The 25,065-nt window shown below is 60.1% G+C and carries 24 protein-coding genes and 1 tRNA gene; 12 read left to right on the plus strand and 13 right to left on the minus strand.

Features of this window, described 5'->3' with window-relative positions:
* Nucleotides 1-182: 182 nt before the first annotated feature.
* The 3 genes from HYZ49_08795 to HYZ49_08805 form a co-directional block, all read right to left on the minus strand.
* Nucleotides 183-1,175, minus strand: a complete 993-nt coding sequence (locus HYZ49_08795) for an electron transfer flavoprotein subunit alpha/FixB family protein (GenBank protein ID MBI3242376.1) — start codon at nucleotides 1,173-1,175, stop codon at nucleotides 183-185.
* A 75-nt stretch (nucleotides 1,176-1,250) separates the two neighbouring features.
* Nucleotides 1,251-2,039 (minus strand): electron transfer flavoprotein subunit beta/FixA family protein, encoded by a 789-nt coding sequence (locus tag HYZ49_08800; protein MBI3242377.1) that lies wholly within the window; start codon nucleotides 2,037-2,039, stop codon nucleotides 1,251-1,253.
* Nucleotides 2,040-2,158: 119 nt separating this feature from the next.
* Complete coding sequence (locus HYZ49_08805; protein MBI3242378.1) at nucleotides 2,159-2,620, minus strand: hypothetical protein; 462 nt, start codon at nucleotides 2,618-2,620, stop codon at nucleotides 2,159-2,161.
* 115 nt (nucleotides 2,621-2,735) lie between these two features.
* Between HYZ49_08805 and HYZ49_08810 the strand changes: the two genes are divergently transcribed.
* From HYZ49_08810 to fabD, 12 genes are all read left to right on the plus strand, one after another.
* Nucleotides 2,736-4,166, plus strand: a complete 1,431-nt coding sequence (locus HYZ49_08810) for a tetratricopeptide repeat protein (GenBank protein ID MBI3242379.1) — start codon at nucleotides 2,736-2,738, stop codon at nucleotides 4,164-4,166.
* 95 nt (nucleotides 4,167-4,261) lie between these two features.
* The gene (locus tag HYZ49_08815) at nucleotides 4,262-4,858 is read left to right on the plus strand and encodes a hypothetical protein (GenBank protein ID MBI3242380.1); all 597 of its coding nucleotides are present in this window, start codon (nucleotides 4,262-4,264) and stop codon (nucleotides 4,856-4,858) included.
* 33 nt (nucleotides 4,859-4,891) lie between these two features.
* Nucleotides 4,892-5,524 (plus strand): hypothetical protein, encoded by a 633-nt coding sequence (locus HYZ49_08820; protein ID MBI3242381.1) that lies wholly within the window; start codon nucleotides 4,892-4,894, stop codon nucleotides 5,522-5,524.
* Nucleotides 5,525-5,665: 141 nt separating this feature from the next.
* Nucleotides 5,666-6,010: a histidine triad nucleotide-binding protein gene (locus HYZ49_08825; protein MBI3242382.1), complete on the plus strand. Its 345-nt coding sequence runs from the start codon at nucleotides 5,666-5,668 to the stop codon at nucleotides 6,008-6,010.
* A gap of 77 nt (nucleotides 6,011-6,087) precedes the next feature.
* Nucleotides 6,088-6,540 (plus strand): GatB/YqeY domain-containing protein, encoded by a 453-nt coding sequence (locus tag HYZ49_08830; GenBank protein MBI3242383.1) that lies wholly within the window; start codon nucleotides 6,088-6,090, stop codon nucleotides 6,538-6,540.
* Complete coding sequence (locus tag HYZ49_08835) at nucleotides 6,541-8,661, plus strand: HDIG domain-containing protein (protein ID MBI3242384.1); 2,121 nt, start codon at nucleotides 6,541-6,543, stop codon at nucleotides 8,659-8,661.
* Nucleotides 8,662-8,676: 15 nt separating this feature from the next.
* A complete protein-coding gene (gene ybeY / locus HYZ49_08840; GenBank protein ID MBI3242385.1) occupies nucleotides 8,677-9,174 on the plus strand; it encodes an rRNA maturation RNase YbeY in 498 nt (165 codons plus the stop codon).
* A 36-nt stretch (nucleotides 9,175-9,210) separates the two neighbouring features.
* Nucleotides 9,211-9,582 (plus strand): diacylglycerol kinase family protein, encoded by a 372-nt coding sequence (locus HYZ49_08845; protein ID MBI3242386.1) that lies wholly within the window; start codon nucleotides 9,211-9,213, stop codon nucleotides 9,580-9,582.
* A 61-nt stretch (nucleotides 9,583-9,643) separates the two neighbouring features.
* Nucleotides 9,644-12,130: an alpha/beta fold hydrolase gene (locus HYZ49_08850; protein ID MBI3242387.1), complete on the plus strand. Its 2,487-nt coding sequence runs from the start codon at nucleotides 9,644-9,646 to the stop codon at nucleotides 12,128-12,130.
* 33 nt (nucleotides 12,131-12,163) lie between these two features.
* Nucleotides 12,164-12,245: transfer RNA gene (locus tag HYZ49_08855), tRNA-Leu, on the plus strand.
* Between the two features lie 128 nt (nucleotides 12,246-12,373).
* A complete protein-coding gene (gene rpmF, locus HYZ49_08860; protein ID MBI3242388.1) occupies nucleotides 12,374-12,559 on the plus strand; it encodes a 50S ribosomal protein L32 in 186 nt (61 codons plus the stop codon).
* Between the two features lie 134 nt (nucleotides 12,560-12,693).
* The gene (gene fabD, locus HYZ49_08865; GenBank protein ID MBI3242389.1) at nucleotides 12,694-13,638 is read left to right on the plus strand and encodes an ACP S-malonyltransferase; all 945 of its coding nucleotides are present in this window, start codon (nucleotides 12,694-12,696) and stop codon (nucleotides 13,636-13,638) included.
* Between the two features lie 61 nt (nucleotides 13,639-13,699).
* On the opposite strand, the gene HYZ49_08870 is transcribed toward fabD, so the two are convergent.
* From HYZ49_08870 to HYZ49_08915, 10 genes are all read right to left on the minus strand, one after another.
* Nucleotides 13,700-14,443, minus strand: a complete 744-nt coding sequence (locus HYZ49_08870) for a class I SAM-dependent methyltransferase (protein MBI3242390.1) — start codon at nucleotides 14,441-14,443, stop codon at nucleotides 13,700-13,702.
* Entirely contained in the window at nucleotides 14,444-15,847 is a 1,404-nt protein-coding gene (locus HYZ49_08875) for an undecaprenyl-phosphate glucose phosphotransferase (protein MBI3242391.1), read from the minus strand.
* The gene (locus tag HYZ49_08880) at nucleotides 15,844-17,430 is read right to left on the minus strand and encodes a UDP-N-acetylmuramoyl-L-alanyl-D-glutamate--2,6-diaminopimelate ligase (protein MBI3242392.1); all 1,587 of its coding nucleotides are present in this window, start codon (nucleotides 17,428-17,430) and stop codon (nucleotides 15,844-15,846) included. The genes HYZ49_08875 and HYZ49_08880 overlap by 4 nt, the downstream gene beginning before the upstream one ends.
* A 73-nt stretch (nucleotides 17,431-17,503) precedes the next feature.
* On the minus strand, nucleotides 17,504-18,235 hold the full coding sequence (atpF, locus tag HYZ49_08885; GenBank protein MBI3242393.1) for a F0F1 ATP synthase subunit B: 732 nt from the start codon (nucleotides 18,233-18,235) through the stop codon (nucleotides 17,504-17,506).
* Between the two features lie 10 nt (nucleotides 18,236-18,245).
* A complete protein-coding gene (gene atpE / locus HYZ49_08890; protein ID MBI3242394.1) occupies nucleotides 18,246-18,488 on the minus strand; it encodes an ATP synthase F0 subunit C in 243 nt (80 codons plus the stop codon).
* Between the two features lie 62 nt (nucleotides 18,489-18,550).
* Nucleotides 18,551-19,459, minus strand: a complete 909-nt coding sequence (locus tag HYZ49_08895) for a F0F1 ATP synthase subunit A (GenBank protein ID MBI3242395.1) — start codon at nucleotides 19,457-19,459, stop codon at nucleotides 18,551-18,553.
* A 157-nt stretch (nucleotides 19,460-19,616) separates the two neighbouring features.
* Nucleotides 19,617-19,931: an AtpZ/AtpI family protein gene (locus HYZ49_08900; protein MBI3242396.1), complete on the minus strand. Its 315-nt coding sequence runs from the start codon at nucleotides 19,929-19,931 to the stop codon at nucleotides 19,617-19,619.
* A 25-nt stretch (nucleotides 19,932-19,956) separates the two neighbouring features.
* Nucleotides 19,957-21,420 carry an NADH-quinone oxidoreductase subunit N gene (locus HYZ49_08905; GenBank protein MBI3242397.1) on the minus strand — a complete coding sequence of 488 codons (1,464 nt, stop codon included), beginning with the start codon at nucleotides 21,418-21,420 and terminating at the stop codon, nucleotides 19,957-19,959.
* Nucleotides 21,421-22,980, minus strand: a complete 1,560-nt coding sequence (locus HYZ49_08910) for an NADH-quinone oxidoreductase subunit M (GenBank protein MBI3242398.1) — start codon at nucleotides 22,978-22,980, stop codon at nucleotides 21,421-21,423.
* Between the two features lie 546 nt (nucleotides 22,981-23,526).
* Entirely contained in the window at nucleotides 23,527-25,065 is a 1,539-nt protein-coding gene (locus tag HYZ49_08915) for an NADH-quinone oxidoreductase subunit M (GenBank protein ID MBI3242399.1), read from the minus strand.

The raw sequence follows: 25,065 nt of genomic DNA on the forward strand, positions 1-25,065 counted from the left end.
GACTACTCAGGGTAAAGAAATCAGGACGCAGATTTCGCAGATGAACACAGATAAAACCACCAAAAAGTTATCAGCGAAAATCCGCGTTCATCTGCGTCCTAAAAAACAAACTGCCCTGGCAAGCTTGAACATGATAGCTCATATTCAACACCAGGGCAGTCAAGTTTTGGTAAGTGACAGCGCTACTTCCCCAACCTCTTCCTAAACTCTGAGCTTAACGCAGGCGCAATTTTGAACAGATCGCCGACGACGCCGTAACGGGCCAGCTTGAAGATCGGCGCTTCGGCATCCTTGTTGATGGCGACGATGACTTTCGAGGTTCGCATTCCGGCCTGATGTTGGATCGCGCCGGAGATGCCGCAAGCGATGTACAAGTCGGGGGCAACGGTGCGGCCCGTTTGGCCGACCTGGTGTGCGTAAGGAATCCAGCCTGCGTCCACAGCGGCGCGGCTGGCGCCCATCGCCCCGCCCAGCACCTCGGCCAGTTCGCGCACGGGGGCAAAGCCTTCGGGGCCACCCACACCGCGCCCGCCCGAGACGATGATCTTGGCGTCGGCCAGACTCACCTTGCCTTCTTCAATCGAGTAGCCCGTCACCTTCGTGGCAATCTCGTCTTCTTTGAGAACAGCCTCTACTTTCGTAATTGCGCCGCTCTTGCCCGCTGTTGGTTCCGGCTTGGGAAAGGCGCGCGGGCGCAGGGTGATGAATTGCGAGTGAAACGAGCGCCCTGTTTTCGCCACGACCGTGCTAAGCAGTTTGCCGGCATAAGCCGGATGAGTGACGTAAACCAAGCCGTCTTTGTAGTTCAAAGCAATGCCGTCGGCGATGGCCGAGGTGTTAAGGGTGATGGCCGCCATGCTCATCACGTCGCGCCCGCGCGTGGTGTTCGGGGCCGCGATCACGTCCGGGGTTGAGTCGGCGGCCAGTTTGGCGAGCAGGGCCGCGTAAGGCCGTGCCCGAAAGTCGGCCAGAGTCCCGTCGTCACACAATGTTACTGCATCTGCGCCATACTCAAACGCTTCTTTGGCCACGCTTTCAACATTATGGCCGAATACCAATGTCGTCACACTGGCGCTCATGTCACCCGCCAGTTTCTTCGCCGCCCCCAACGATTCCCACGACGCCGACAGTGCCGCGCCTTTGAATTGATCAATGTAAACCCAAATGTTTGCCATAGGTTGAATGACGAGTGACGAGTGACGAATGACGAAGGCTAAGCGCCCTTCATCTGTCGTCTGTCGTCTGTCGCCCTAAATGACTTTCTCCGCAATCAGCTTGTCGGCTAGTTTGGCGGCGATCTCTTCGGGGGAGCCGTCAATGATCTCGACGTTGCTCTCGCGCGCCGGAAGCGGGTAGATTTCGGGCCAGGTCACCGACGAGCCGGCCACGCCCACTTTGGCCGGGTCAAGGCCCAGGTCGGCGACCGACCAGGTTGGGATGACGGCTTTGGCCGCCTTGCGAATGCCCATGAACGACGGGTAGCGCGGCTCGTTAATGTCTTTGACCACGCTGACGACGGCGGGCAGTTTGGCAACGCAGAGTTGCTTGCCTTCCTCGAGCGAGCGCTCGACGGCAACCGTTTTGGCGGCGGCATCAATCTCAATTTTGGAAAGATAAGTGAGGGGCGTCCAACCGAGTTTGGTTGCCACAGCCACGGCGGTCAACCCGGTGTCGCCGTCAATGGCTTGCTTGCCAAAGACGACGATGTCCACGTCGCCCAGCTTTTGAATGGCGGCGGCCAGGGCGGTGGCAGTGGCGGCGGTGTCCGAGCCTTTCAGCGCCGGGTCGGAGATCAGAATGGCTTGATCGCATCCCATCGCCAGACAGGTCTTGAGAGTTTCCTTCGCGCCTTCCGGCCCCATGCTTAGAGCCGTGGCTTTGCCGTTGTGTTTTTCTTTGAGCCGGATTGCTTCTTCAACTGCGTACTCGTCCCACGGGTTGACGACCAGCCCGGAATCGCCCCAGGTGACATGCCCGTCTTTCACTTCGACTTTGGCCGCGGTGTCGGGCGTTTGTTTGGTGCAAACTACGATATGCAAGAGAGGCCTCCTGAAATAAAAATTTGAGCGCGGCCTCTGGTAAGGCCGCGCCCAGATTATATCACTGCGAGGTTGTTGGAATTTGCCGTAATCTACTCCATTTCACATATGCGTTCGCTTTAGGGCGCAACCGTGATTGTGGTGTCGCTGGCAGACTTCCAGGCATAAGTCTTGCCGCCGCCGGTGACGCACGAGCCTTCGCCGCGCACGGCCAGCTTGCCCTTGCCTGTAGCTTCCAGGTGCCCGTTCGCGCCGCTCAGGGTGAGCTTGATGTTCTTCACGTTCTTGGCCGTGCCGCTTCCACTGCCGACGTAAATCGTGATGTTGCCGTTGGCTGAATGCTTGACAAAGGTCTTGCCGCTGGATATGGCGATTGAGCCGCTGTCGGGCTTGGAGTACACCAGCGCGCCGGCGTCGGCAGAAAGCGACAACGTGGCAAAGTCGCCGGTGAAAACAAGCGTGCCGTCGCCGTCGCAAGTGATGGAGCCTGCGCCCGAAGTCTGGGCCGAGGCCGGGCCGGCCAACACCAGCAAAAGAGCCAGCACCAAGATCAGGCTGAGAAATTTGTTTCGAGTGGTCATTGTAAAAGTCTCCTTTAGGGCTTGCGTTGATTTGCACTCTATTCTCCTCAGCCGTGTTACATCGCAACAATGCGGCTGTAAAAAAATTGTAATGCCGGGTTGGTATAATTGCCGCATGATGTCGCTTCGCAAACACCCGGCCCTCAAAATCGGCCTGGCTTTCCTCATTGTCCTCCTGCTCAACATTCAGCCTAACTGGAAACCTTTGCAAGACGATTGGCGAGTCCTGCGCGGCTCAACCAGCTTCACCGGCGACTCGTACCGGGCGATCAGCGATGCTTACGCTCGCCAGCCCTGGAACGCCGACTGGGCGCAGAGCGCCGGGTTCGCCGCCCTGGCTGTGGGCGACTACGCCGCCGCCCAAACCGCCCTGCAAAAAACTGCCAGCCTCAAAGGGTGGACGCCGGAACTACACATCGCTCTCGGCGATGCTTATCAGGGCCAGGGGTTGAGCGACCAGGCGGTGACGGAATGGGAGACCGCCCTGCCCGACCACCTGACCGACACCGCTCTGCTCACCAAGCTGGCCCGAGTCTACGAAAACAAAGGCCGCTACCCCGAAGCCGCCGCCGTCCTCAGAACCCTCGTCGCCCTCGAACCGGACAACGCTTTCGCCCAATATCGTTTCGGCGTCGTCCTGTCGGTGATCGATCCGCCCTCGGCCCCGGCCCACCTGGCGCTGGCCGCCGGTTTGGATGAGTCGGTTCAACCATTTGCCGAAAGCCTAAGCCAGGCCGTGGCCGCCGGGCTGGACGCCGATGATCCGGCTTACATGGCCGGCGTCATCGGCTATACCTTGATCGGCCTGCAAGAGTATCCGCTGGCCAAAGCGTCTCTGCTCAACGCCGTGAGCGACCGGCCCGACTTCGCCGAAGCCCACGCTTACCTGGGCCTGGCCGAAGACCGGCTGGGCGGCGACGGGCTGGATTCTTACGAACGCGCCCTGGCCCTCGACGACACTCTGCCGCTGGCTCACTACCTGCTTGGTTTGCATCATCGCCGCAAAGGCGACAACGATGCCGCCATTGCCGAACTCAAACGCGCCTTCGACCTCGACCCGGCCAACGCCGCCGCCGCCGCCGAACTGGGCAGTGCTTACGCCGAACTCAATAATTTGCAAGAGGCCGAAAGCTGGTACATCCAGGCCGTCAACGTTGCGTCAGAGGATGCGAACTTCTGGGTGTTGTTGTCGCAGTTCTATCTGGATCACGAGATTCGAATCGAAGACGCCGCCCTGGCCACCGCCCAAAAAGCATACGAGCTGGCCCCCAACCTGGCCGAAGCCAACGACGCGCTCGGCTACGCTTATTACCTCAACGGCTCGTTCAAGTTCGCCGAAGAATTTTTGCTCAAGGCCCAAAGCCTCGACGGGCGCTCGGCTCGCATCAACTTTCATCTGGGACTGATGTATCTCGACACCAACCGGCCCGACGAAGCCCGGCAGGCCCTCAACGCCGCCGCCAGCCTGGACGCTGGCGGCCCCATCGCCGAAGCCGCCATTCGCGCCCTCACCACCCGCCTCGGCGGCCCCTCACCCACGCCATGAAACCAGTAGCCAGAAGTCAGAAGCCAGAAGCCAGAGGCCTCTTCGGAGCCTGGCTTCGTCGTTCATTGCCTCATTGTTCATTGTTCATTGCCTCATTGTTCATTGCTCTCCTCGCCGCCTGCCAGCCCCAACTCAAATCCGGCGACGTCCTCTTCGCCGACGACTTTGCCAAAACCGAGAGCGGCTGGAACCGCGGATCGGACGCCGACGCTACCACCGATTATCTTGACGGCGAATACCAGATCAAAATTTTCACCGCCAACCTCAACGTCTGGTCGGTCGGCGCTCCTGCCTTCGGCGACGCCTTGATTGACGTCAACGCCCGCACCGCTGGCGGCCCTGATAACAATCTCTTCGGCCTGATCTGCCGCTATCAGGACGACCAGAACTTCTACTTCCTGGTCATCAGCGCCGACAGCTACTACGGCATCGGTAAATATAAAGAGGGCGCGAGCATGCTTCTCAACAGCGCCGTCTACGAATATTCCGACATCATTCCGCCCGGCCCGGCGGCCCACCACCTCACCGCCACCTGCATCGGCGACACCCTCACCCTGTCCATCAATGGCACAAAACTTGCACAAGCTAAGGATACAGATTTCAAGACTGGAAAACTTGGCCTGATCGCCGGCTCGTTTGACGAACCTGAGGTAGATGTTCGCTTCGACAACCTGGCCGTCACTCAACCCTGAACTCACCCATTCCCTGGCTTCGTCTCGTTAACCATGAAACCCTTTTGGCGTTTAATACCGCTTGTCTTCCTCCCCTTGTTCACTGCCTGCGCCAGCCCGACTCCCACGCCCATCAAGACTGCCGATCTGTTCACAGACGATTTCTCGCAGGACGCCGGCAACTGGGAAACTTTCGCCGACGAGAACGGGGCGGCCGCCGCCATCGCCGACGGGAAACTGGCTCTGACCATTACCCGCGCCTCCACCGTCGGCTTCTCGGTGGCCGCCATCAACCTCGCCAACTTCGATCTCACCATCACCACGGCTCAGATCAGCGGCGGGTTGGCGAACGGCTACGGCATCATCTTTCGTTACATTGATGAAGAGAATTTCTACCGCTTCGACATTTCGGGCGATGGGTTGTGGGGCGTGAGCCGCCGCCTGAAAGATCAATGGTTGCCCATCGCCGAGTTGACGGCCTCCCCGGCCATCCAAACCGGCCACGCCGCCAACACGTTACGCCTCGTGGCCCGCTCCGACCAGTTTGAGTTCTACGTCAACGGCGTCCTGCTGGGCCAGCTCACCGACGCCAATTTGCCGGTGGGCCGCATCGGCCTCTTCGCCAGCACCTTCGACGACCCCAACACCCAAGTGGCCTTCGACGATCTCAAGATCGTCAACCCCTGAAAACCCGCTTCAGGTTACAATTCCAGCGCGCTTCACCACAAAGTCACTAAAGCACAAAGTCACACAAAGGAAAACTTTGTGTTCCTTCGAGTCTTTGTAGCTTGGTGGTAAATCCTCGTTTTTGCCTGAAGGAGCATATTCATGCCCGACTGTGTCTTCTGCAAAATTGTAAGCGGCGAGTTGCCTTCCAGGATTGTTCACCAGGGTGAACTGGTTACAGCATTTCGCGACCTCAACCCGCAGGCGCCGGTTCACGTCCTCATCGTGCCCAACCAGCACATCGGCGGCGTGAACGACCTCACTGCCGAACACACGCCGATCCTGGCCGCCCTCTTCGCCGCCGCCAAAAAAATCGCCAGCGACGAAGGCCTGGCCCAAAACGGGTATCGGCTCGTCCTCAATCAGGGCAGTCACGGCGGCCAAACCGTCGTCCATTTGCACCTGCACCTGCTCGGAGGCCGGCGCATGATCTGGCCGCCGGGATAAAACGACGACAGACAGACGACGAAGGACGACGATGTATGCCTTCGTCATTCATCATTCGTCATTGTATAATTCCCCTCATGTCCCTCAAAGAAACCATCGAAACCGAACTCAAAAACGCCATGCGGGCCGGCGACGAAACGCGCAAGACGGCCCTACGCAGCATCATCGCCGGAATCAAGCTGGCCGCCGTCGAACAGCGCGGCACCGACCTGACCGACGACGATGTGCAAAACATCGTCCGCAAAGAGATCAAAGCCCAGCGCGAGGCCCTGGCCGACGCCCAAAAGGCCTCGCGCCCCGACCTTGTTGCTCAAAGCGAAGCGCTGATCGCCGTCTTAGAGACCTTCCTGCCCAAACAACTTTCTCGCGCCGAGATCAGCGCCGAAGCCAAAGCGGTGATGGCCGAAGTGGGCGCGACCGGCCCGGCAGACATGGGCAAGGTGATGAAAGTGCTTCAGCCTAAAGTCAAAGGCCTGGCCGACAGCAAGTTGGTGGGCGACGTGGTGAAAGAACTGCTCGCGCAGAAATAAATGTATCTTTTGCAATCGCAACCGGGCGTCCGGCGTATGGGCCGCACCCGCCGCGCCCTCTGGTTGTTGGTGATCACCGGCGCCATCTTCGTGGCGGCCACCACCATCCTGGCCGCGCCCATCAGCCCGCCCCGCGACACCGTCAACCTGGCCGCCGGCGACGTGACCGCCGCCGACATCATCGCCCCGCGTTCCATCACCTACGTCTCACAAATTCAAACTGTTGCCGCGCGCGAGGCCGCCGCCAAAGCTGTGCCCGACGTATTCGACCCGCCCGACAGCCGGGTGGCCCGACAGCAGGTCACCAACGCCCGGCGGTTGTTCGATTACATCTCCTCGGTGCGGGCGGATGTTTTTGCCACGCCGGAGCAACGGCTGGCCGACCTGGCCGCCGCCACCGGCTTCACCCTTGACAACGCCCTGGCCCAAACCTTGCTCGACTTGAGCGAAGGAAGCTGGTCAGCCGTGCAGACCGAAACCGTGTCCGTCATCGAGCGCGTGCTCAGCGGCCAGGTGCGCGAAGACCGCTTGGAAGAGACGAAGATACGAGTCCCGGCCCTGGTCAGCGTCAGCCTCACCGAGGCCCAGGCCGACCTCGTTACCCGACTCGCCACGCCCTACATCGTTCCCAACTCTTTCTACAACGACGCCCAAACCACCGCCGCCCGCGACGCCGCCCGCCAGGTGGTGGCGCCCATCTCACAGTCGTTCGTGCAAGGCCAGATCGTCATCAGCCGGGGCCGCATCGTCACCGAAACCGACCTTGAGGCGCTGGATGCGCTGGGCCTGATCGCGCCCGAAAGCCGTTGGGAGAATGTTGTCAGCAATGCGCTCTCGGTGGCGATCTCGGTCGCCATCATGGGCCTCTACATGGCCCGCTTCCATCCCCTCTTTTTTTATTCGCCCCGGGTGATGCTCTACCCCGGCATCCTCTTCCTCGTCTTCCTGCTCGCCGCTCGCTTCATGGCGCCAGATCGGACGGTTCTGCCGTTTCTGTTTCCCTCGGCGGGCCTGTCCATGCTCATTGCCATCACCCTCGGCCCCAACGCCGCCATTGCCATGACCATCATCCTTGCCGCCCTGGTCGGCGTTCTGGCCGGCGGGCGGCTCGACGTGACGGTTTACGTCGCCATTGGCGGGATTGTGTCGGCGCTGACTCTTGGCAAGGCCGAGCGGGTGAACTCATTCTTCTGGGCCGGGTTGGCCGCCTCGGCGGCCAATGCCGGAATCGTCCTCGTGTTCCGTCTGGCCGATCCTTACAGTGACGCCCTCGGCCTGGCGACTTTGTTGATCGCCAGCCTGGTCAACGGCGCGATCTCGGCCTCAGTCACCCTCACCGGCCTCTTCATCCTCAGCCCCATCTTTGACATCACCACACCCCTGCAACTGATCGAATTAGGGCGGCCTAATCACCCGCTCCTGCAATTCATGCTCAGGCAAGCGCCGGGCACGTACCAGCATAGCCTGCAAGTGGCGAACCTGGCCGAGCAGGCCGCCGAGCAAATCGGGGCCAACGCCGTGCTGGTGCGCGTCGGCGCGCTCTTTCACGACATTGGCAAGTCGCTCCATCCTCAGTATTTCGTCGAGAACCAGATCGAAGGCGAGAACCCGCACGACGGCTTCCTGCCCGAAGTCAGCGCCCAGTGCATCATTCAACACGTCCCCGACGGCTTGAAAATGGCGGCCAAACACCGCCTGCCGCGCGCCATTCGTGACTGCATTGCCGAGCATCACGGCTCCAACATCGCCAACTTTCAATATCAACGCGCCCTCAAGCTGGCCGGGGGCGACGACTCCAAAGTGGATAAATCCAAATTCCGCTACCCTGGCCCCAAGCCGCAATCCAAAGAGACCGCTCTGCTCATGCTGGCCGACGGTTGTGAGGCCAAATCGCGATCCGACCTGCCACGCCACGCCGATGAGATCGAGAAGATCGTCAAAACTATCATTGACCTTCGCCTGGCCGGGGGTCAACTCACCGACTGCGGCCTGACCCTGCACGAGCTGGAGCTTGCCCGCCAGTCGTTCGTCGAAACGCTCCAGGGCTTTTTCCATTCGCGGCTAAAATACCCGGAAGAAAATTTGGAGCCGACGATTGAGGAAGAGGTGGAGCGGCGGTAAGTTGACGCTTTCACTATGCCCAACGCCAAGCACATCATCCACATTCAAATTGACGAAGCCTTCTCCGGCGACGTGGCCGCCAAACTCTTGCGCGACGCCGCCCGCGCCGCCCTCAAACACGAAGGAGCCGCCTCGGGGTCGCTTAGCCTGGCCGTCAGCGACGACGAGGCCTTGCGTAATCTCAACAGTCAGTTCCTCGGCCACGACTATCCAACCGATGTGCTCTCTTTCCCCTCCGACTCAGACGACCCCGACGACCAGGGCCGTTATTTTGGCGATGTGATCATTTCATATCCACGTGCTTACGCCCAGGCTGAAACGGGCGGCCACCCGGTTGAAGCCGAACTGCAACTCCTCACCGTTCACGGTGTTCTACACTTGCTCGGCCATGACCACGCCGACGAGAAGCAAAAAACAGTCATGTGGCAAGCGCAGGCGGAGATACTGGCCGGGTTGGGGTGTGAGATTACCGAACCGTACCCAGAAGCCACGAGGCAGGAGCCGGAAGAATAACTTCTGCCTCCTGACTTCTGGCTTCTGGCTTCTTTCATGCGAGCAACCTCTCGTTTAAGTTCCTTCCGCCACGCCTTTGCCGGCTGGTGGCACGTTCTACGAACTCAGCGCAACGCCTGGATTCACGCTATCATCTCGACTGCTGTTTTTATAGTTGGCCTTTGGGTGGGATTGGAGCGACGCGACTGGGCCATCATTTTGCTGGCAATGGTGGCAGTGTGGATGGGCGAGTTCGTCAACACGGCGCTTGAAGCTGTTGTAGACTTAGCCAGCCCGGACATTCACCCGCTGGCAAAGGTCGGCAAAGACGTGGGGGCCGCCGCCGTCCTCATCGCCGCCCTTGCCGCTGTTCTGATTGGTTTATTGATTCTTGGCCCGCCGCTGTGGGAGAAAATCAGTGGGCAGTAAGCAGTAGACAGTAGGCAGTCCAGCGCCCACTGTTCACTGTACGCTGTTCACTAACCCGTCAATGGATATTGATTTAGAACTTTACCGACACGAAATTCGCGTTTCCACCAACCCCCTCATCCGACTCTCGGCCATTGATATTGCGCCCGACCGGCCCCAGTGGACGATGGTCTTCATTCACGGCTTCGGCGGGCAGGCCAGCCAGTGGAAATACCAGCTTCGCAAGTTTGGCAACGCCAACCGTGTGGTCGCCCTCGACCTGCGCGGCCACGGCCAATCCGGCAAGCCAACCGGCGACTACATGATGGCCGAGATTCAAAAAGATTTGGAGACGGCGCTGGATGTGTTGGGCGTCAAAGGTCAGTTCGTCCTCATCGGCCACTCTTTCGGCGGAGCCATTGTCACGGAATACGCCGCCCACCATCCCGACCGCATTGCCCAGCTAATTCTCGTCGCCTCGTCGGGCGAGTATAAAATCCGCCCGCTATTTCGCTTTGTCCTCAGCCTGCCGGTGTCGGTGATTAGCGCCCTCACGCCGCTGGCGGGCGGCAAGCTCTCGGCGCCGCCGCACGTGCTCAAGCCCATGCACGAGAACACTCTCTCCAGGTGGAACGGCTGGAGCATGTTCCGAAGCCTGACCGTGCCGACGACGATCATTCGCGGCCATCGCGACGACGTCTTCGAGCGCACGCACTTTGAAGAAGTGACCCGCGCCATCCCCGGCTCGAACGACGAAGACATCGGCTCGTCGGGTCACATGGTGATGTTGGAGCGGCGCGAGGCCGTCAACCGGGCCATCGAGCGCGCGCTGGAAGAGCCAAAAAAGTCGTGGCGCGATCCCAACATCACCACCGACACTACGGCCCGGGCGGCGCTGGTTCGGGAGCGGCCCTGGCTTGCCCACTACGACGACGGTGTCCCCTTCACTGTTGCCGTCCCGCGCGTCCCGCTGCATCACTTTTTGCGCTCCGCCGCCCGCCGCTTCCCGCTCAACATTGCCCTCAATTACGAAGGCGCGTGGATCACGTATCGCCGTTTGAATCAAGAATCGAATCGATTTGCCAACGCCTTGCGCTCGCTCGGCGTGGACAAGGGCGACCGGGTGATGTTGCTCCTGCCTAACGTGCCGCAGATGGTGACCTGTTTTTACGGAACGCTCAAGGCCGGGGCCGCCGCCGTGTTTACCCTGCCCATCACTGAGACCGACGAACTGGTGAGGCAGGTGCGCGACAGTGACGCGAAGGTGTTGGTGACGCTCACCAAATTTGGCGACGTGGCTCGCGAGGTGAAACGGCGGACCGGCCTGTCGCACGTCATCTTCGCCAACGCCGGCGACTATTTGCCGCCGTTGAAATATGTGGGCTGGAAGCTCAAGCGCGAAAAAGAGAGCGGCCACCAACTGGGTTTCGCGCTTGAGCCGGGCATGCACTTGCTCAACCGGATTCTGTACACGCATAGCGGCAAGTCGCCCGAAGTGCAAGTGGGGCCGGACGATTTAGCCGTCATTCAATATACCAGCGGCACCATCAACGTCCCCAAAGGGGTGATGCTCTCGCACCGCAATCTGGTGGCCAACACCTTGCAGACTCGCCACTGGCTCCCGGCCTCCAAAGAAGGCCGCGAGCGGTTCTTGTGTTGCCTGCCGTTTGTTCACGCTTACGGCATGACAACGGCTCTCAACTGCGGCATCTCGCTGGGCGCAACATTGATTCTCAAACCGACGTTTGAAGTGACGGACGTTCTGAAGACAATCAAGAGCGAGCGCCCCACCATCTTCCCCGGCATCCCCGGCATGTACGTCGCCATCAACAACTTCCCCGGCGCGCGCAAATATGGCATCAGTTCGATCAAGGCTTGCCTCAGCGGGTCAGCGCCACTGCCAGTGGAAGTGCAAGAGTCGTTCGAGCGGCTGACTCGCGGGCGGCTGGTGGAAGGCTACGGCCTCACCGAGGCCTCACCGGTTACCCATGCCAACCCGTTGAACGGTCTACGAAAAGTGGGAAGCATCGGCATCCCTCTGCCCTCCACTGAAGCCAAGATTGTAGACCTGGCAAGCGGCAAGGACGTGCCGCCGGGGCAGATCGGCGAGTTGGCAATTCACGGGCCGCAGGTGATGCTCGGCTATTGGGGCAAGAGCGACGACTCGCGCCGCATTCTCACCTCAGACGGCTGGCTGTTGACGGGCGACGTGGCCCGGATGGACGAAGAGGGCTACTTTCAACTCATCGCCCGCAAGGCCGAGATGTGGTATCCGGCCAAAGCCGAGAGCCAGCAACCGGCTTTTCCGCGCGACGTGGAAGAGGTGTTGTTTGAAGTGCCGCAGGTGAAAGAGGCGGCGGTGGTGGCCATCGCCAACCAGCCCATTGCCTTTGTGATCTCGCAAAAGGAGCGCCCGACTGCCGACTCGCTGATCGCCTACTGCAAACGCCGCCTGCCGCCCGAACTCGTGCCGCGCCTGGTCATCTTCGTGGACGACTTCCCGCGCTCGTTCATTGGCAAGGTGCTGAGGCGGGAGCTGGCGAGGAAGTATGAGGAGGGGGAGAGGTGACAGCGTTACCTTCTGAGTTATAATCGCCTCGCCGGGGAAGTGCTGAAATTGGCAGACAGGCATGACTTAGGATCATGTGCCGCAAGGCGTGAGGGTTCAAGTCCCTCCTTCCCCACCTTGACAGAGCCTTAGGCCACTTTTATAATGTTCGTCGTTGCCTGCCGAAACACAGCAGGCTTTTTTACGCCCTGCAACGCATTTTGTAGGGGCAACCCGGCAGGTTGCCTATCAAGGAGTATTCCAATGCCACCACATCCAAAACGAAAACATTCCAAAGGCCGCCGCAACCGCCGCCGTTCACACGATGCGCTCACCGCCCCGGCCCTGGTCGCCTGCACCAACTGCGGTGAAATGCACCGCCCGCACGTGGTCTGCTCAAACTGCGGCCATTACGACGGGCGTGAAGTCGTCGCCAAAGAAAAGAAATAATTCTCCGCCGTCGCCGCTAAAGGCCGTGAGCTTTCACGGCCTTTTTTGTTCGAGGCGGTCTGGCAACAAGAAAACACGCCGTGTCTTTTGTGGAGCGAATTGTCAATTCGCTCTGCAAACTTAGAGGTCTCCCGATGTTGAACCCCCAAACCACCGCCTTCCTCTTTCCCGGTCAAGGCTCGCAGACGGTTGGCATGGGCAAGGCCCTGGCCGAAACGTCAGCCGCCGCCAAAGCTGTCTTTGAAGAAGCTGACCGGATTCTCGATTTCAAAATTTCCGGGTTGTGTTGGAACGGCCCGGAAGCTGATCTCAACGACACTTACAACACTCAACCTGCCCTGTACGTTGGCTCGATGGCCGTTCTGGCCGCGTTGCATGAAGTGCTGGGCGAGTTCAGGCCAAAGTTTATGGCCGGGCACTCGCTGGGCGAAGTGACGGCGCTGGTGGCGGCTGGGGCGCTGGAGTTTATGGACGGGTTGGAACTGGTGCGCGAGCGAGGCCGATTGATGAAACGGGCCGGAGAACTCTCGCCGGGGGGCATGGCCGCTATCTTGAATCTTGATGCTCCCGTGTTAGCCGACGTGTGCGCCGAGGCCTCGGCGGCCACCGGCAAGACCGTCCAGGTGGCCAACGACAACTCGCCGGGGCAGGTTGTGATCTCCGGCGACGGCACGGCGCTGGAGAAAGCCATCGAGTTAGCCAAAGCGCGCGGCGCGAAGCGGGCCATCAAACTGCCGGTTTCCATCGCCGCCCACTCGCCGCTGATGGAAGTGGTAATTGCCGACTACGCCAAATTTGTGGACGGCCTGCCCTTTGTGGCCCCGCTGACGACGGTGATCGCCAACTCCACCGCCCAACCCATCCCGGCTGACGGCCACGCTATTCGCGCCGAACTAGTGGGCCAACTGACCACGCCCGTGCGCTGGACAGAGTCGATTCGTTACCTGGCCGCCGAGGGCGTGACGGCGTTTGTCGAGCTTGGCTCGAAAGATGTGCTGACGGGTTTGGTTAAACGCATTGCGCCTGAGGCGACGGGTTATGCCGTTGGCACGTCTGAGGCTATCACTGCATTAAAGTAGGGCGAAGCCGCCAGGGAGATAGAGCGAGTTGGCAACTCGCTCTACAAGAAGACTGCTGAACTTAAGACGAACGCCGAGCCAGCACAAAGGCCGAAGTGCCAAACGGGATGTTGAGACGGGGCGAGAGGCGGACTTCAAACGAAATCCATAGTTTCAGCAAAGCGTTGAGAAGGGCTGGCAATTGAAAGAGGTCGGAGGTGGGCGCTTCCCCTTCGGGCCGGCGGCGCAACCGGCGAAAGAGGTAGGCGGGCAGAAACAGGGCCGAGTTCCAGTAAAAGGCTTTGACGGGGGACAGTCCGGCCTTCTTCAGTTCAGCCAGAATTTCGGGCAGACGATAACGCTTGTCAATCTTCACGGCCACGTCATGTTGCCCGGCCAGTTCCGGGAAAGCGGGCAGGTTGAGGAGAAGATAGCCGCCGGGTTTGAGCACGCGAGCGATCTCTCGCAAGCCGACTGCCAGGCCGAGGCCGGGAGAGTCCAGCACGTCGAGGCTGACTACGGCTTCAAATTGCGAGGCCGGGTAGGGCAACTCTCCGGCGGAGGCCGCCGCCAAATTTTGCGCGCCTCGTTCGGACGTGAACTTCAACGCTTCGGGCGAAATATCAATGCCCATCATTTTGATAGATGGGAAGCTCTGTCGCAGGGCGGCCATCTGGCCGCCGGTGCCGCAACCGGCGTCAAGCATCATCCACGACCGCCCGTTCAGGTGGCTGGCGGCCAGCCCCACCACCAGACTCCGCAAGCCGTGATACCACCAGTAGTTGTCCTCAACGCCACGCATGGTGGCGTATTCATAGACTTCCATTTAGTAAGCCGACGGATCCACCCAGCCCCGGATCATCGTTCGCAAAATAATCTTGAAGTCCAGCCAGATTGACCAGTTCTCGATGTACCACAAGTCGTACTTGGTTCGCTCTTCAATGGAGGTGTCGCCGCGCAGGCCATTGACCTGCGCCCAGCCGGTGAGGCCGGCCTTCTCGCGGTGGCGTTCCATGTATCGCGGAATGCGGCGCTGGAATTCTTCGACGTACTTGGGCTGTTCGGCGCGCGGGCCGACCAGGCTCATTTGCCCAAGCAGGACGTTGATGAGTTGAGGGAACTCGTCCAGTGAGAAGCGGCGAATGAAGATACCCAGCCGGGTGCGGCGCGGATCGTCTTTTACCGTCCATTGGCTCCTGGCCTCGGCGTCCCGGCGCATGGAACGGAACTTGAGCATGGGGAAGGGTTTGCCGTCCAGCCCCACCCGCTCCTGGATGAAGAAGACCGGGCCGGGCGAGTCTAGCTTGATGAGGATGGCGATGAAGAGCATGAGCGGCGACAGGAGCACCAAGCCAACGGCGCTCATGGCCAAATCAACCAGGCGCTTGAGGGTGAGCTTCCAGCCGCGCAGGGCCACGTCACGGACGGTGAGCAGAGGCAGGCCGCCCAGGTCGTCAACGGTGACCCCGGCGGCCATGATCTCAAACACGTCCGGGAAGACTTTGACGCTCACTTTTCCGCGCTGACAGTCGGCGATCAGTTTGAGCAATTCTTCGTGCGAGGCCGAAGGCAGGGCAATAATGACCTCGTCAACGTTGTGCTGGTCAATCAGGCGCGGCAGGTCGTCGCTGTGGCCCAGCACCGGCACGCCCAACAGTTCGGGCGGCGAGTCCTGGCCGTTCACCAGGCCAATCACTTCGTAGCCCAGGTAGGGCGACCACTGAATCTTTTGCAGGACGACGCGGGCCACGTCGTCGGCGCCGACGATGAGGACGCGCTCGCGGCCCGTGCCGCGCAGTTGGAGCCGTGTGCGAAAACGTTGATGCGCCCAGCGGCCAAAACTCACCAGGGCAATGCCCACCACCCAGGCATAGGCCAGCGTCGCGCGCGGGTAGTCCACCTCGAAGGCGGTGTTCTTGAAGAAGATGGACGATAGCGAGACGGCCAGCAGGGAGCCGATGCTCACCGCGCCAAAGATGGCATAGAACTGATCCACGCGCGAGCGCACCACGTGATACATGCGGTAGAAAAACATTACCAACAATACGCAGGCGGCTTGAAGCAATATCAGGCCGGTATAAGAAGTGATCGGGGCCAGGTTCACTGCCGGGGCCGGGAACTCAATAGCGGCCCGCATGAGGTAAGCCACGATGAAGGCCAGGATGGTCGTCAGCCCGTCCAAGACGACGAGCGAAAGGGTGGAGAGGGCGCGAAAGCGTGAAGTGGTCATGGGTGTTCTTGCTTGCTGGTGGGCAACCGGGGCATGGCCGGGCCGCGCAGGCCCAACCGGGCCGAGAGCGCGGCTCGCATCGCCACCCGGTCGTCCCAGGGATACTCGATGACGCCAAAGCACATGCTTTGCTCGTGGGCCTTGCCGCAGGCGATCACCACGTCATCTGGCCCGGCCATGTTCACTGCAAACTGAATCGCCTCGCCCCGGTCGGCGATGCGCCAAAATGTTTTGCCCTCAATGCCGCCTTTGCTCGTTGCGCCTTCAGCCGATTCGGCCATGATGGAGTCGAGCGACTCGGTGCGCGGGTCTTCGGCGGTGATCACGGTAAAGTCGGCCAGTTCAGCCGCCACTTCGCCCATCCACCGCCGCTTGGCCACATCCCGCAAGCCCGCCGAGCCGAAGACGACGATGACGCGGCCTGTTGACACGCGACGCACGGCTTCAATCGCCCGTTTCAGAGCGTTGGGCGTATGAGCAAAGTCAACGATGGCGGTGAAATCCTGGCCGAGGTCGATTCGTTCCATGCGGCCCGGGATGCCGGAGAGTGAGATCACTCCCCGGCGCACCGTCTGAGGCGGCAGGCCCATCGTCAGTCCCACGGCAATGGCGGCCAAACAGTTGGAGACGTTGTACTCTCCCACCAGCCTTGTCTCAACCAGGAACGAAGGCGTTGATCGTATCGCAGTGTAATTGCCCTCCAGGCCGGGCAGGTTAAGCTCAACCACAAAGCGTGTCCCGTCGGATTTATGGAGGACGTTCGCTGCCCGAACATCGGCCCTGGCGTCGAAGCCATACGAAACATAGTTGACGGCAACGCGCTTTTGCAAATAGTCAAACGAACCGTCGTCGGCGTTGAGCACCGCCAGCTTGGGCGTGCCCGGTTTGGCCCAGGCCGTACTCAGGCCCTCAAAGAGTCTGGCTTTGGCGGCGCGGTAGCCCTCGACTGAGCCATGAAAATCCAGATGCTCGTGAGTGATGTTGGTGACGACAGCCACGTCGAAGTCACAGGCCGTCACTCGATGTTGGGCCAGACCGTGCGAGGTGGTCTCCAACACGCAGTGAGTCATGCCTGCCTCCACCATTTGCGCCAGGTAACGTTGCACGTCCGGCGCGTCGGGCGTGGTGGTGTGCAGGCCGGTGTCCAATAACTGATCACCAATAACCGCACTGACAGTTGTGATTAGCCCGGCCCTGAGTCCGGCGGCCTTGAGAATGCTGTGGATCAAACTGCTGGTGGTGGTCTTGCCGTCGGTACCGGTCACGCCGATCATCACCAGCTTGCGGGCCGGGAAGTTGTGGAAGGCGGCGCACAGCCAGGCCAGGGCTTCGGCGGAGTCGGGGACACGGACGTAGGACAAATTGGCAATTTGCCCCGCTGCCTCTCCTACAATAGCAACTGCGCCTTTCTCAAGAGCTTGCGCGATAAATTGGTGACCATCTACGGTGCCGCCGCGCCGGGCGACGAACAGCGCGCCGGGCGTTACCTGACGCGAGTCGTGTTCGATGCTGGTGATGTCGGGGTCGCTAGGGGCGCGGTCGAGAATGGCCGGAAGCGCCGCCAGAAGCTGTGATAAGAGCATGGCGAGGATTATAACAGGGCGAATCAAAAAGAGCCGGGCGCCCCGGCTCTTTTTAACAAGCAGATTCAACCTTCTACTGCACCGACTGCCTCAGCCCTTCCAGCTTGCCCCGGGCCGAGCCGTCAATGACGCGGTCGCCCACACGCACGACAAGACCGCCAAGAATGGCCGGGTCAACGCGGAAGGAAACGCTCGACGCGCCGGTCAGGTCACGCTTGACAGCGGCCTGCTCGGCGTCGTTGAGCGGCAGGGCCGAGGTCACTTCGGCGGCCACGCCGTCGCTAGACGCGCCTTCGAGCATGGTCACTTTGCCGGCCTTGACGCCGCTGAAGAATTCTTCGATCAAAGAGCGGGCGTAGGCGTCTTCTTTCTGAAGAACGCCGCCGATGACTTGTTGGGAGGCGGCCAGGGCCAGCGCGGCGACCTGCGGGCGCAGGCCGGCCAGAGCGTTCTGCTTGATCTGCTCGGCTTCTTCGGCGGCGCTGTGCAGGGTGCGAGCCTTCTCGGCCTCAGCCCCGGCGCGCACAGCGGCGGCGGCCTGCTCGGCGCGTTGGGTGGCTTCGCCCACCTTACGGGCGGCTTCAGCCTGAGCGTCGGCGATGATCCTGGCCGCATCTTTCTCGGCGTTGGCGCGGGCTTCACCGGCGATGCGGGCGTCTTCCAGCCCCTGGGCGATCTTGGCCTTGCGTTCATCCAGCAGTTTGAGGATCGGCGTGTAAGCCCAGGCATACAGAACGACGGCCAGGATTATGAAATTGAGCAGTTGGACGACGAAGAATCCTAAGTTGATACCAAGTGCTTCCATGAGTCGCTCCTTAAGCGGCGAAGACGATGATCAGCGCCACAGCCAGCGCGTAAATGGCGACGGCTTCGGCGAAGGCGATGCCGAGGATCATGTTGGTCTGGATGGTCGGCGTGGCGTCCGGGTTGCGGCCCATAGCCTGCACCGCGCCGTTGACGACGATACCCACCCCGGCGCCAGCGCCGATGGCCCCGGTCATGGCCAGGCCGGCGCCGATGAAGCGCATTGCATGCAAAAAGGTCTCAGGGTCATTCATGATAGAAAATCCTCCAATGGTGAGAAATCAGCGATTAGTGATTAGCTATTAGTTATTGGTTATTAGTGATGTTCTTCGCCGCCGCCGTGGCTGACTGTGGCCTGGCTGATAAAAACCAGGGCCAGCATGGAGAAGACGTAGGCTTGAATAGCGCCGACGAAAACTTCCAGCAAATAGAGGCCGGTTGGCACAACAACTGCCGTGAGCGCGCCCAGAATTGAAATGAGAAGCGCCCCGGCGAAGATGTTGCCGAAAAGACGGAAGCCAAACGAGAGAATCTTGGCGAACTCGGAAACCAGTTCCAGCAAACCCACGCCGAAGTCAATGACGCCAAACATCGGCACGGTGAACATCGTTTTGGTGTTGAAGAACTTGGTGAGGTAGCCCGCGCCCAGCGCCCAAAAGCCAAAGACCTGAATGGCTACCACAGCAATCACCGCCAGAGCAAAGGTGAAGTTCAAGTCGGTGGGCGCGCCGCGCAGGAAGGGAACGACTTCACACGAGGTGCAGAGGCCTTCGCTATGTCCGCCCTCGACAGCGGCTTCACCTTCACCGCCTTCGGCTTCGTGAGCCACCTGCTTTGTCCCGTCAATCGTGTACAGCGAGCCAAAGAGGTTAACCGGCTCGTAGCCTTTGGTCTGGCCGTGCGCCTGCTCCAGCCGCCCGATGCTTTCAAAGCCGGGGACCAGCTTGGTCATGTTGGCGGCAAAGACGAGCAGGAAGATGGTGGCGGTGATGGGGAAGATTTTCCGCGCCCACTTGCCCGCCGCGCCCTCGGCGGCGTTCCACAGAAATTCGATCAAAAATTCCGTGAAATTGTAGAAGCCTTCGGGAACCAGCCTGCCGCTGTTCACGAAACGCCACGCTCCGAAAGCCATCAGGATCAAAGCCAGATCGGCGACGAGGGTGGCAAGCAGAGTGTTGGTGATCGGGAAGCCGGCGATGGACAAGCCGGTTGGTTCACCCGGCAAAACAACGGCTGGGCTGACAGGTCGTGTCCAAGTAGGGGGTTGTATCGCGGCAGGGAGAAATAATCTGCCAAAAGCAAAGTAGACCCCTAACAGGATCAATACCAATACAATCCAGCGTTTGACCGGCACGCGTCGCTCAGTCGCTTCATGAGTTGTGTCACTCACTAGAGTTTTCCTCCTTCTTTTCTTGAGTGGCTGTTCCTTTGGGCGGAACAACGGATTTCATTTTAGAGATGGCGCTCATGGCGACCCGAAACATGACAAAGATCGTGATCGGCACGGAGCCAAGCAGAAACAAGATTGTAAACAGCGGCTTGACGCCGAATTGATTGTCGAGCCACAAGCCGCCAAGCAAAGCCACAATGATAATGACCAGCGTCAAGCAACCCACTTGCCCGGCAAACCCGGCCAGGCCCAGGTTCAAAGCGTACTGGGTGTTATTCGTTGGGGTTGTATCTTTGCCGGGCGTCATCGAAATTGTATCACGAGCAAAAGAGTTAGAACAACGTCGAGGCCGCCGTCGTCGCCCAATTCAACAACGGCGTGACCACGATGCCCACCAACAGAATGCCGAAGCACAACAAGCCCAGGGCAAAGGCGTAGGCCCGGGGAACCGGGATGGCGCTCGCCCCTTCCGGCGCGGGTTTGACGTATACCATCTTCAACACGATCAGATAGTAGTACAGGCCAATGATCGAGTTGATCACGCCCAGAAACGTCAGCCACACCAGGCCGGCCTGCATGGCCGCCGCGAAGACGAAGAACTTGCTCACAAACCCCACCAGCGGCGGCATGCCGCCCAGCGAGAGGAATGCTACCAGCATGGCCATGGCCAGCCCCGGCGAACGGCGGCTCAGGCCGGCGTAGTCGGCAATTTCGTCCGAGCCGGCGGCGCGGGCGAACAAGATCACCACGCCGAAGGCGGCCAGATTGGTGAGCACATAAGCCATCAAATAGAGAACAGTCGCCGCCACGCCTTGCTGAGTGAAGGCCACAATGCCCATCATGGCGTAACCGGCGTGAGCGATGGACGAGTAGGCCAGCAGGCGTTTGATGTTGCGCTGGGGCAAGGCCAACAAGTTGCCGACTGTCATCGTCACCGCAGACATGGCCATCAGCATCGGCAACCAGCCCGTACCCAGAGCGGCGCTGGCAATGCCCGGCAGGCCGGCCATGAAGACGCGGATGAGAGCGGCGAACCCGGCGCTCTTGGAGGCCACCGAGAGGAAAGCCGTCACCGGCGTGGGCGCGCCTTCGTACACGTCGGGCGTCCAGAAATGGAAGGGCACGATGGCAACCTTGAAGCCCAGGCCGACCACAATCAAGACCGCCGACACGATGAGCGGCAGGATCGGAATTTTGCCCGCGCCAATCGCTTCGGCGATGGCGTACAGATTCGTCTGGCCGGTATAGCCAAAGAGCAGGCTGAAGCCGTAGAGCATCACCGTGGACGTGAGCGCGCCGAAGAGGAAATACTTGAGGCCCGACTCAGCCGACTTGTCGTCGTCACGCAAAAACCCGGCCAGCGCGTACAGGCCAATGGAGGTTGTTTCCAGGGCCAGGTAGAGCATGATCAGGTCGGCGGCGGCGGCCATGAAGTTCATGCCCAGCACACTGCCGAGCAGAATGGCGTAGTATTCGCCCTTGCGTCCCAGACCCTCAACGTCCAAACTGAGCAGGGCCGTGATCGCGCCGGAGAACATGAACAACATGCGGAAGAGAAAGGCGGCGGAGTCGTTGCGGATCATGCCGCCGAAGATCAGGGCATTATTGGGCTGGGAGAAGATCAGGCCGGCGGCCATCGCCGCAAACAGGCCGACGGCTGTCACCAGTCCCAGTTGGCGGCGGCGGCTTTCGGGCAGAGTCAGGTCAAGGCCCATGACGACTGCCGCCAGCACGACGACGATGATTTCAGGAACGAGCGCCAGCAGGTGCGCCGTTTCAAAAGTCTGAATTTCCATTTATGCGCCTCCCAGGAGTTTGAGCACCGCATTTACTCCCGACGACACCATTGGCCCCATGAGGAACGGGAAGACGCCGATGGCGACGATGGTGGCCGACAACACGGTGATGGCCACCTTATCCAACACGGTGACATCGCCGACGTGGTGGTCGTGCTCCTCGGAAATATCGCCGAAGAACACCCGCTGGACACAGATCAACAAGTAGGCCGCCGTGATCACAATAGCAATCGCCGAGACGACGGCGATGAGGGCATAGTAACTGCCGATGAAGTCCGACGTTTGCGTCCCGGCCCGCCACAGGCCCATGAAGATGGGGAACTCGGCGACAAACCCGGCGAACCCGGGCATGCCCATCGAAGACAGGCAGGCGATCACAAAGCCCACCATCACGAACGGCATCTTCTTGGCCATACCGCCCAGTTCGGGCGTCATGCGAGTGTGCGCCCGGTCGTAGATCATGCCGGTGGTGGCGAAGAGCATAGCCGTCATCACGCCGTGAGCGAACATTTGCATGGAGCCGCCGACGTAGCCGGTGTAGTTCAGAGTGGCAAAGGCCATTGACACCAGACCCATGTGCGACACCGACGAGTAGCCGATCATGTACTTCATGTCGGTCTGGCGCATGGCGATGAACGCGCCGTAGACGACGTTGATGAGAGTCAGGACGACGATCCAGGGCAGGTGGGCTCGCGCGCCTTCAGGCATGAGCATGATGCCCACCCGCAGAGCGGCAAACGCGCCCAGCTTCATCAGCACGCCGGCATGGAACATGGAGACGGCAGTGGGGGCCGCCACGTGGCCGTCGGGGCTCCAGTTGTGGAAGGGGTAGATGCCGCCCAGGACGGCGAACCCGAAGAAGACGATGGGGAACCAGACCCATTCAAAAGGGCGCGCACCCAATAACGGCACGGTGATGTTGAAATTGAAAGCCCCGGCGACCTGCGCTTCTGAAATCTTGAGCATGTCGAAGGTGTACACGCCGGTGGCTTTGCCGACAGCGTAATACATGGCAAAGCCGCCGACGAGCGAGAAGACCGAGCCGATGAACAGAAACAACGTCAGCTTCATGGCTGCGTATTCGCGCGTCACCTTCCAGCCCCAGATGGCGATGAGCAGGTACATCGGGAAGACGGCGATTTCGTAGAAGAAGAACAATTGGAAGAGATCGAGGGAGACGAATACGCCGAACACGCCGGTAGCCAGGATGAACAGGAAGGCGAAGAACTCGCGCGGGCGGTCGTCAATGCCCCACGAGATCAGCACCCCGGTGAAGATGACGATGCCGGTCAGCAGAACCATCGGGTTACTGATGCCGTCCACGCCGAGATGGTAGGAGATGCCGAACTGGGGAATCCAATCGAACTTCTCAATAAACTGGTAGCCGCCGGCAGCCACGTCGTAGCCGAAGTACACATACAACGACAAGCCCAGACAGAGTGAGGCCGCCGACAGAGCCGCTACCCGGATTTCGCTCTTGCGCTCCGCCGGGAACAGCAACAACAAGCACCCGGCGATGAGGGGGGTTAGAGTGATGATGCTAAGAAATGGAAAATTCATAAGCGATCCTTGTTTGTCACTTTAGATGCTTGAGGTAGGTCTTCGTATTGTCCTCTCTCACGATCACAAGTTGACCTCTCAATTCAAGATATAAGACCCGATCGGCAAAAGTTAACATGGAGCATTCGGAGTTCCCCATCTCTTTCAAGTGAAGACGAAACCGATGGTTGCGCTCTTCCGTTATGATCCACATACCAGTGTTACTAAAGGAGACATCTCCATCAGGGCAACTTACTTTGTAAGTTCCATCCTTATAAAACTTTACAGCGAACCCATATGAACCACCAGGCGGGAAAGGGTAATCCCCAATCCTTCCCCAACTGCCAACCGTCAAAATCTCTTCAAGTTCCGTTGCAGTCAGTTGCCTCGAGGCCCATAGTCCTGCGCCGACCGCCGCTCCGATGAGCAAGAAGCTCAACAGGAAAAGGCGCAGTAACCGGGACCTACTATTTTTAGACAATCTAATCCGCCCGCCACCTTTGGTTCTAGGTTTTCCTTCTCGCTCACCCTTTGATACTCAATCTCCGATCTCTAATCTTCAGAAACTTACCCTATCAATCGTTTCACCGCCTCATTAATCACCGTCGCTATCCACCACGGCCACACGCCGATGAGGAGCATCAGGGCCATGAGCGGAGCAATGGTCACAACTTCGCGGGTGGTCATTTCCATGCCGTGCCCGGCCCACTTGGGATTCTTGGGGCCGTGCAGAACTTTGCCGATGGCCTTGAGAATGTAAGCGCCGGTGAAGAGCAGGCCCAGCATACTGATGGCGGTGATGGCGGTGAAGACCGGCCACGCGCCCCGCACCACCGCAAACTCGGACACGAAGCCGTTGAGGCCGGGCAGGCCGAGCGAGGCCATGGAACTGAAGATCAGAATGCCGCCGTAGATCGGCGCGTACTGCCAGATGCCGCCGCCGATCTCGTTCAGGTCGCGGGTGTGGGAGCGCTCGTACACCACGCCGACCAGGAAGAACATGGCCGCCGCCGACAGGCCGTGATTGAACATTTGCAGAACCGCGCCCGTCCCGGCAATGACGGCGGTTTCGCGGAAGGTTTCGCTCGACGTGCCAGCCGCCCAGGCGGCCACGGCAATGCCCAGCACCACAAAGCCCATGTGATTGATCGACGAGTAAGCCACGAGGCGCTTGAAGTCGTTCTGGCCGTAAGCGGCGAACGCGCCCATCACAATGGCCAGCACGGCCAGCACGGCCAGCACGGGCGCAAACGCCTGCGCCTGCGCCGGGAAGAGCGGCAGAACCAGGCGCAGGAAACCGAACGCGCCAAGCTTCAATAACACGCCAGCCAGGATCATCGAGCCGGCAGTGGGTGCTTCGGTGTGAGCATCCGGCAACCAGGTGTGGAACGGCCATAACGGAATCTTGATCGCGAAGGCCAGGCTGAAAGCCAGGAACGCTACCGTTTTGATCGTCGCCGTCGAGAGAATGCCGGGTAGCAACTCTTTATTGAATGACGGCCAGATGTTCATCAACCGCACAATGTCGAACGTTCCAGCACTGAGGCCAATGAGCTGAATGGAAAGCAGAAGGCCCAGTGAGCCGGCCATGGTGTAGACAATGAACTTGAACGAGGCGTAGCGCCGATCCTTGCCGCCCCATTGGTTGATCAGGAAATACATCGGCACCAGGCCAACTTCGTAGAACAGGAAGAATATCAGCAGGTCGAGCGAGGCGAACACGCCCAACATGCCGGTCTCGAGCATGAGAAACAACATCATGTACGGCTTGATGCGCTCCTGGATGCTGAACGAGGCCAGCAGAGCCAGAGGCGTGAGCAAGCCGGTGAGCAAAATCATGGGCACCGCCAACCCATCCACCCCAACGTGGTAACTGGCGCCAATGGCTTCGTACCAGGTCGCCTGCTCCTGAAAACGGAAGCCCTCGCCGCCCCCGGCATAGGCGAACCACAACGCAATCGAAAGCCCGGCCGGAAGCAGGCTGGCCAGGAAGGCCGCCCAGCGAATGGCCTGTTTCTGGTCACTTGGGATCAACCCCACTACCACCATTCCCAACAGGGGGGTAAAGATGACCAGCGAGACAAGATGATCTTGAACAAAATTCAT

The sequence above is a fragment of the Chloroflexota bacterium genome (genome assembly GCA_016197225.1).
In the GTDB taxonomy this organism is placed as follows: domain Bacteria; phylum Chloroflexota; class Anaerolineae; order Anaerolineales; family VGOW01; genus VGOW01.

What these genes read in the sequence shown, in the direction of transcription:
- HYZ49_08870 (MBI3242390.1), bottom strand. Translation starts at nt 14,443, where the DNA reads ATGGAAGTCTATGAATACGCCACCATGCGTGGCGTTGAGGACAACTAC.
- HYZ49_08850 (MBI3242387.1), top strand. Translation starts at nt 9,644, where the DNA reads ATGGATATTGATTTAGAACTTTACCGACACGAAATTCGCGTTTCCACC.
- HYZ49_08835 (MBI3242384.1), top strand. Translation starts at nt 6,541, where the DNA reads ATGTATCTTTTGCAATCGCAACCGGGCGTCCGGCGTATGGGCCGCACC.
- HYZ49_08825 (MBI3242382.1), top strand. Translation starts at nt 5,666, where the DNA reads ATGCCCGACTGTGTCTTCTGCAAAATTGTAAGCGGCGAGTTGCCTTCC.
- HYZ49_08910 (MBI3242398.1), bottom strand. Translation starts at nt 22,980, where the DNA reads ATGAATTTTCCATTTCTTAGCATCATCACTCTAACCCCCCTCATCGCC.
- HYZ49_08900 (MBI3242396.1), bottom strand. Translation starts at nt 19,931, where the DNA reads ATGACGCCCGGCAAAGATACAACCCCAACGAATAACACCCAGTACGCT.
- atpE (MBI3242394.1), bottom strand. Translation starts at nt 18,488, where the DNA reads ATGAATGACCCTGAGACCTTTTTGCATGCAATGCGCTTCATCGGCGCC.
- HYZ49_08805 (MBI3242378.1), bottom strand. Translation starts at nt 2,620, where the DNA reads ATGACCACTCGAAACAAATTTCTCAGCCTGATCTTGGTGCTGGCTCTT.
- HYZ49_08875 (MBI3242391.1), bottom strand. Translation starts at nt 15,847, where the DNA reads ATGACCACTTCACGCTTTCGCGCCCTCTCCACCCTTTCGCTCGTCGTC.
- rpmF (MBI3242388.1), top strand. Translation starts at nt 12,374, where the DNA reads ATGCCACCACATCCAAAACGAAAACATTCCAAAGGCCGCCGCAACCGC.
- HYZ49_08820 (MBI3242381.1), top strand. Translation starts at nt 4,892, where the DNA reads ATGAAACCCTTTTGGCGTTTAATACCGCTTGTCTTCCTCCCCTTGTTC.
- atpF (MBI3242393.1), bottom strand. Translation starts at nt 18,235, where the DNA reads ATGGAAGCACTTGGTATCAACTTAGGATTCTTCGTCGTCCAACTGCTC.
- HYZ49_08915 (MBI3242399.1), bottom strand. Translation starts at nt 25,065, where the DNA reads ATGAATTTTGTTCAAGATCATCTTGTCTCGCTGGTCATCTTTACCCCC.
- HYZ49_08845 (MBI3242386.1), top strand. Translation starts at nt 9,211, where the DNA reads ATGCGAGCAACCTCTCGTTTAAGTTCCTTCCGCCACGCCTTTGCCGGC.
- HYZ49_08880 (MBI3242392.1), bottom strand. Translation starts at nt 17,430, where the DNA reads ATGCTCTTATCACAGCTTCTGGCGGCGCTTCCGGCCATTCTCGACCGC.
- HYZ49_08830 (MBI3242383.1), top strand. Translation starts at nt 6,088, where the DNA reads ATGTCCCTCAAAGAAACCATCGAAACCGAACTCAAAAACGCCATGCGG.
- HYZ49_08905 (MBI3242397.1), bottom strand. Translation starts at nt 21,420, where the DNA reads ATGGAAATTCAGACTTTTGAAACGGCGCACCTGCTGGCGCTCGTTCCT.
- ybeY (MBI3242385.1), top strand. Translation starts at nt 8,677, where the DNA reads ATGCCCAACGCCAAGCACATCATCCACATTCAAATTGACGAAGCCTTC.
- HYZ49_08795 (MBI3242376.1), bottom strand. Translation starts at nt 1,175, where the DNA reads ATGGCAAACATTTGGGTTTACATTGATCAATTCAAAGGCGCGGCACTG.
- fabD (MBI3242389.1), top strand. Translation starts at nt 12,694, where the DNA reads ATGTTGAACCCCCAAACCACCGCCTTCCTCTTTCCCGGTCAAGGCTCG.
- HYZ49_08810 (MBI3242379.1), top strand. Translation starts at nt 2,736, where the DNA reads ATGATGTCGCTTCGCAAACACCCGGCCCTCAAAATCGGCCTGGCTTTC.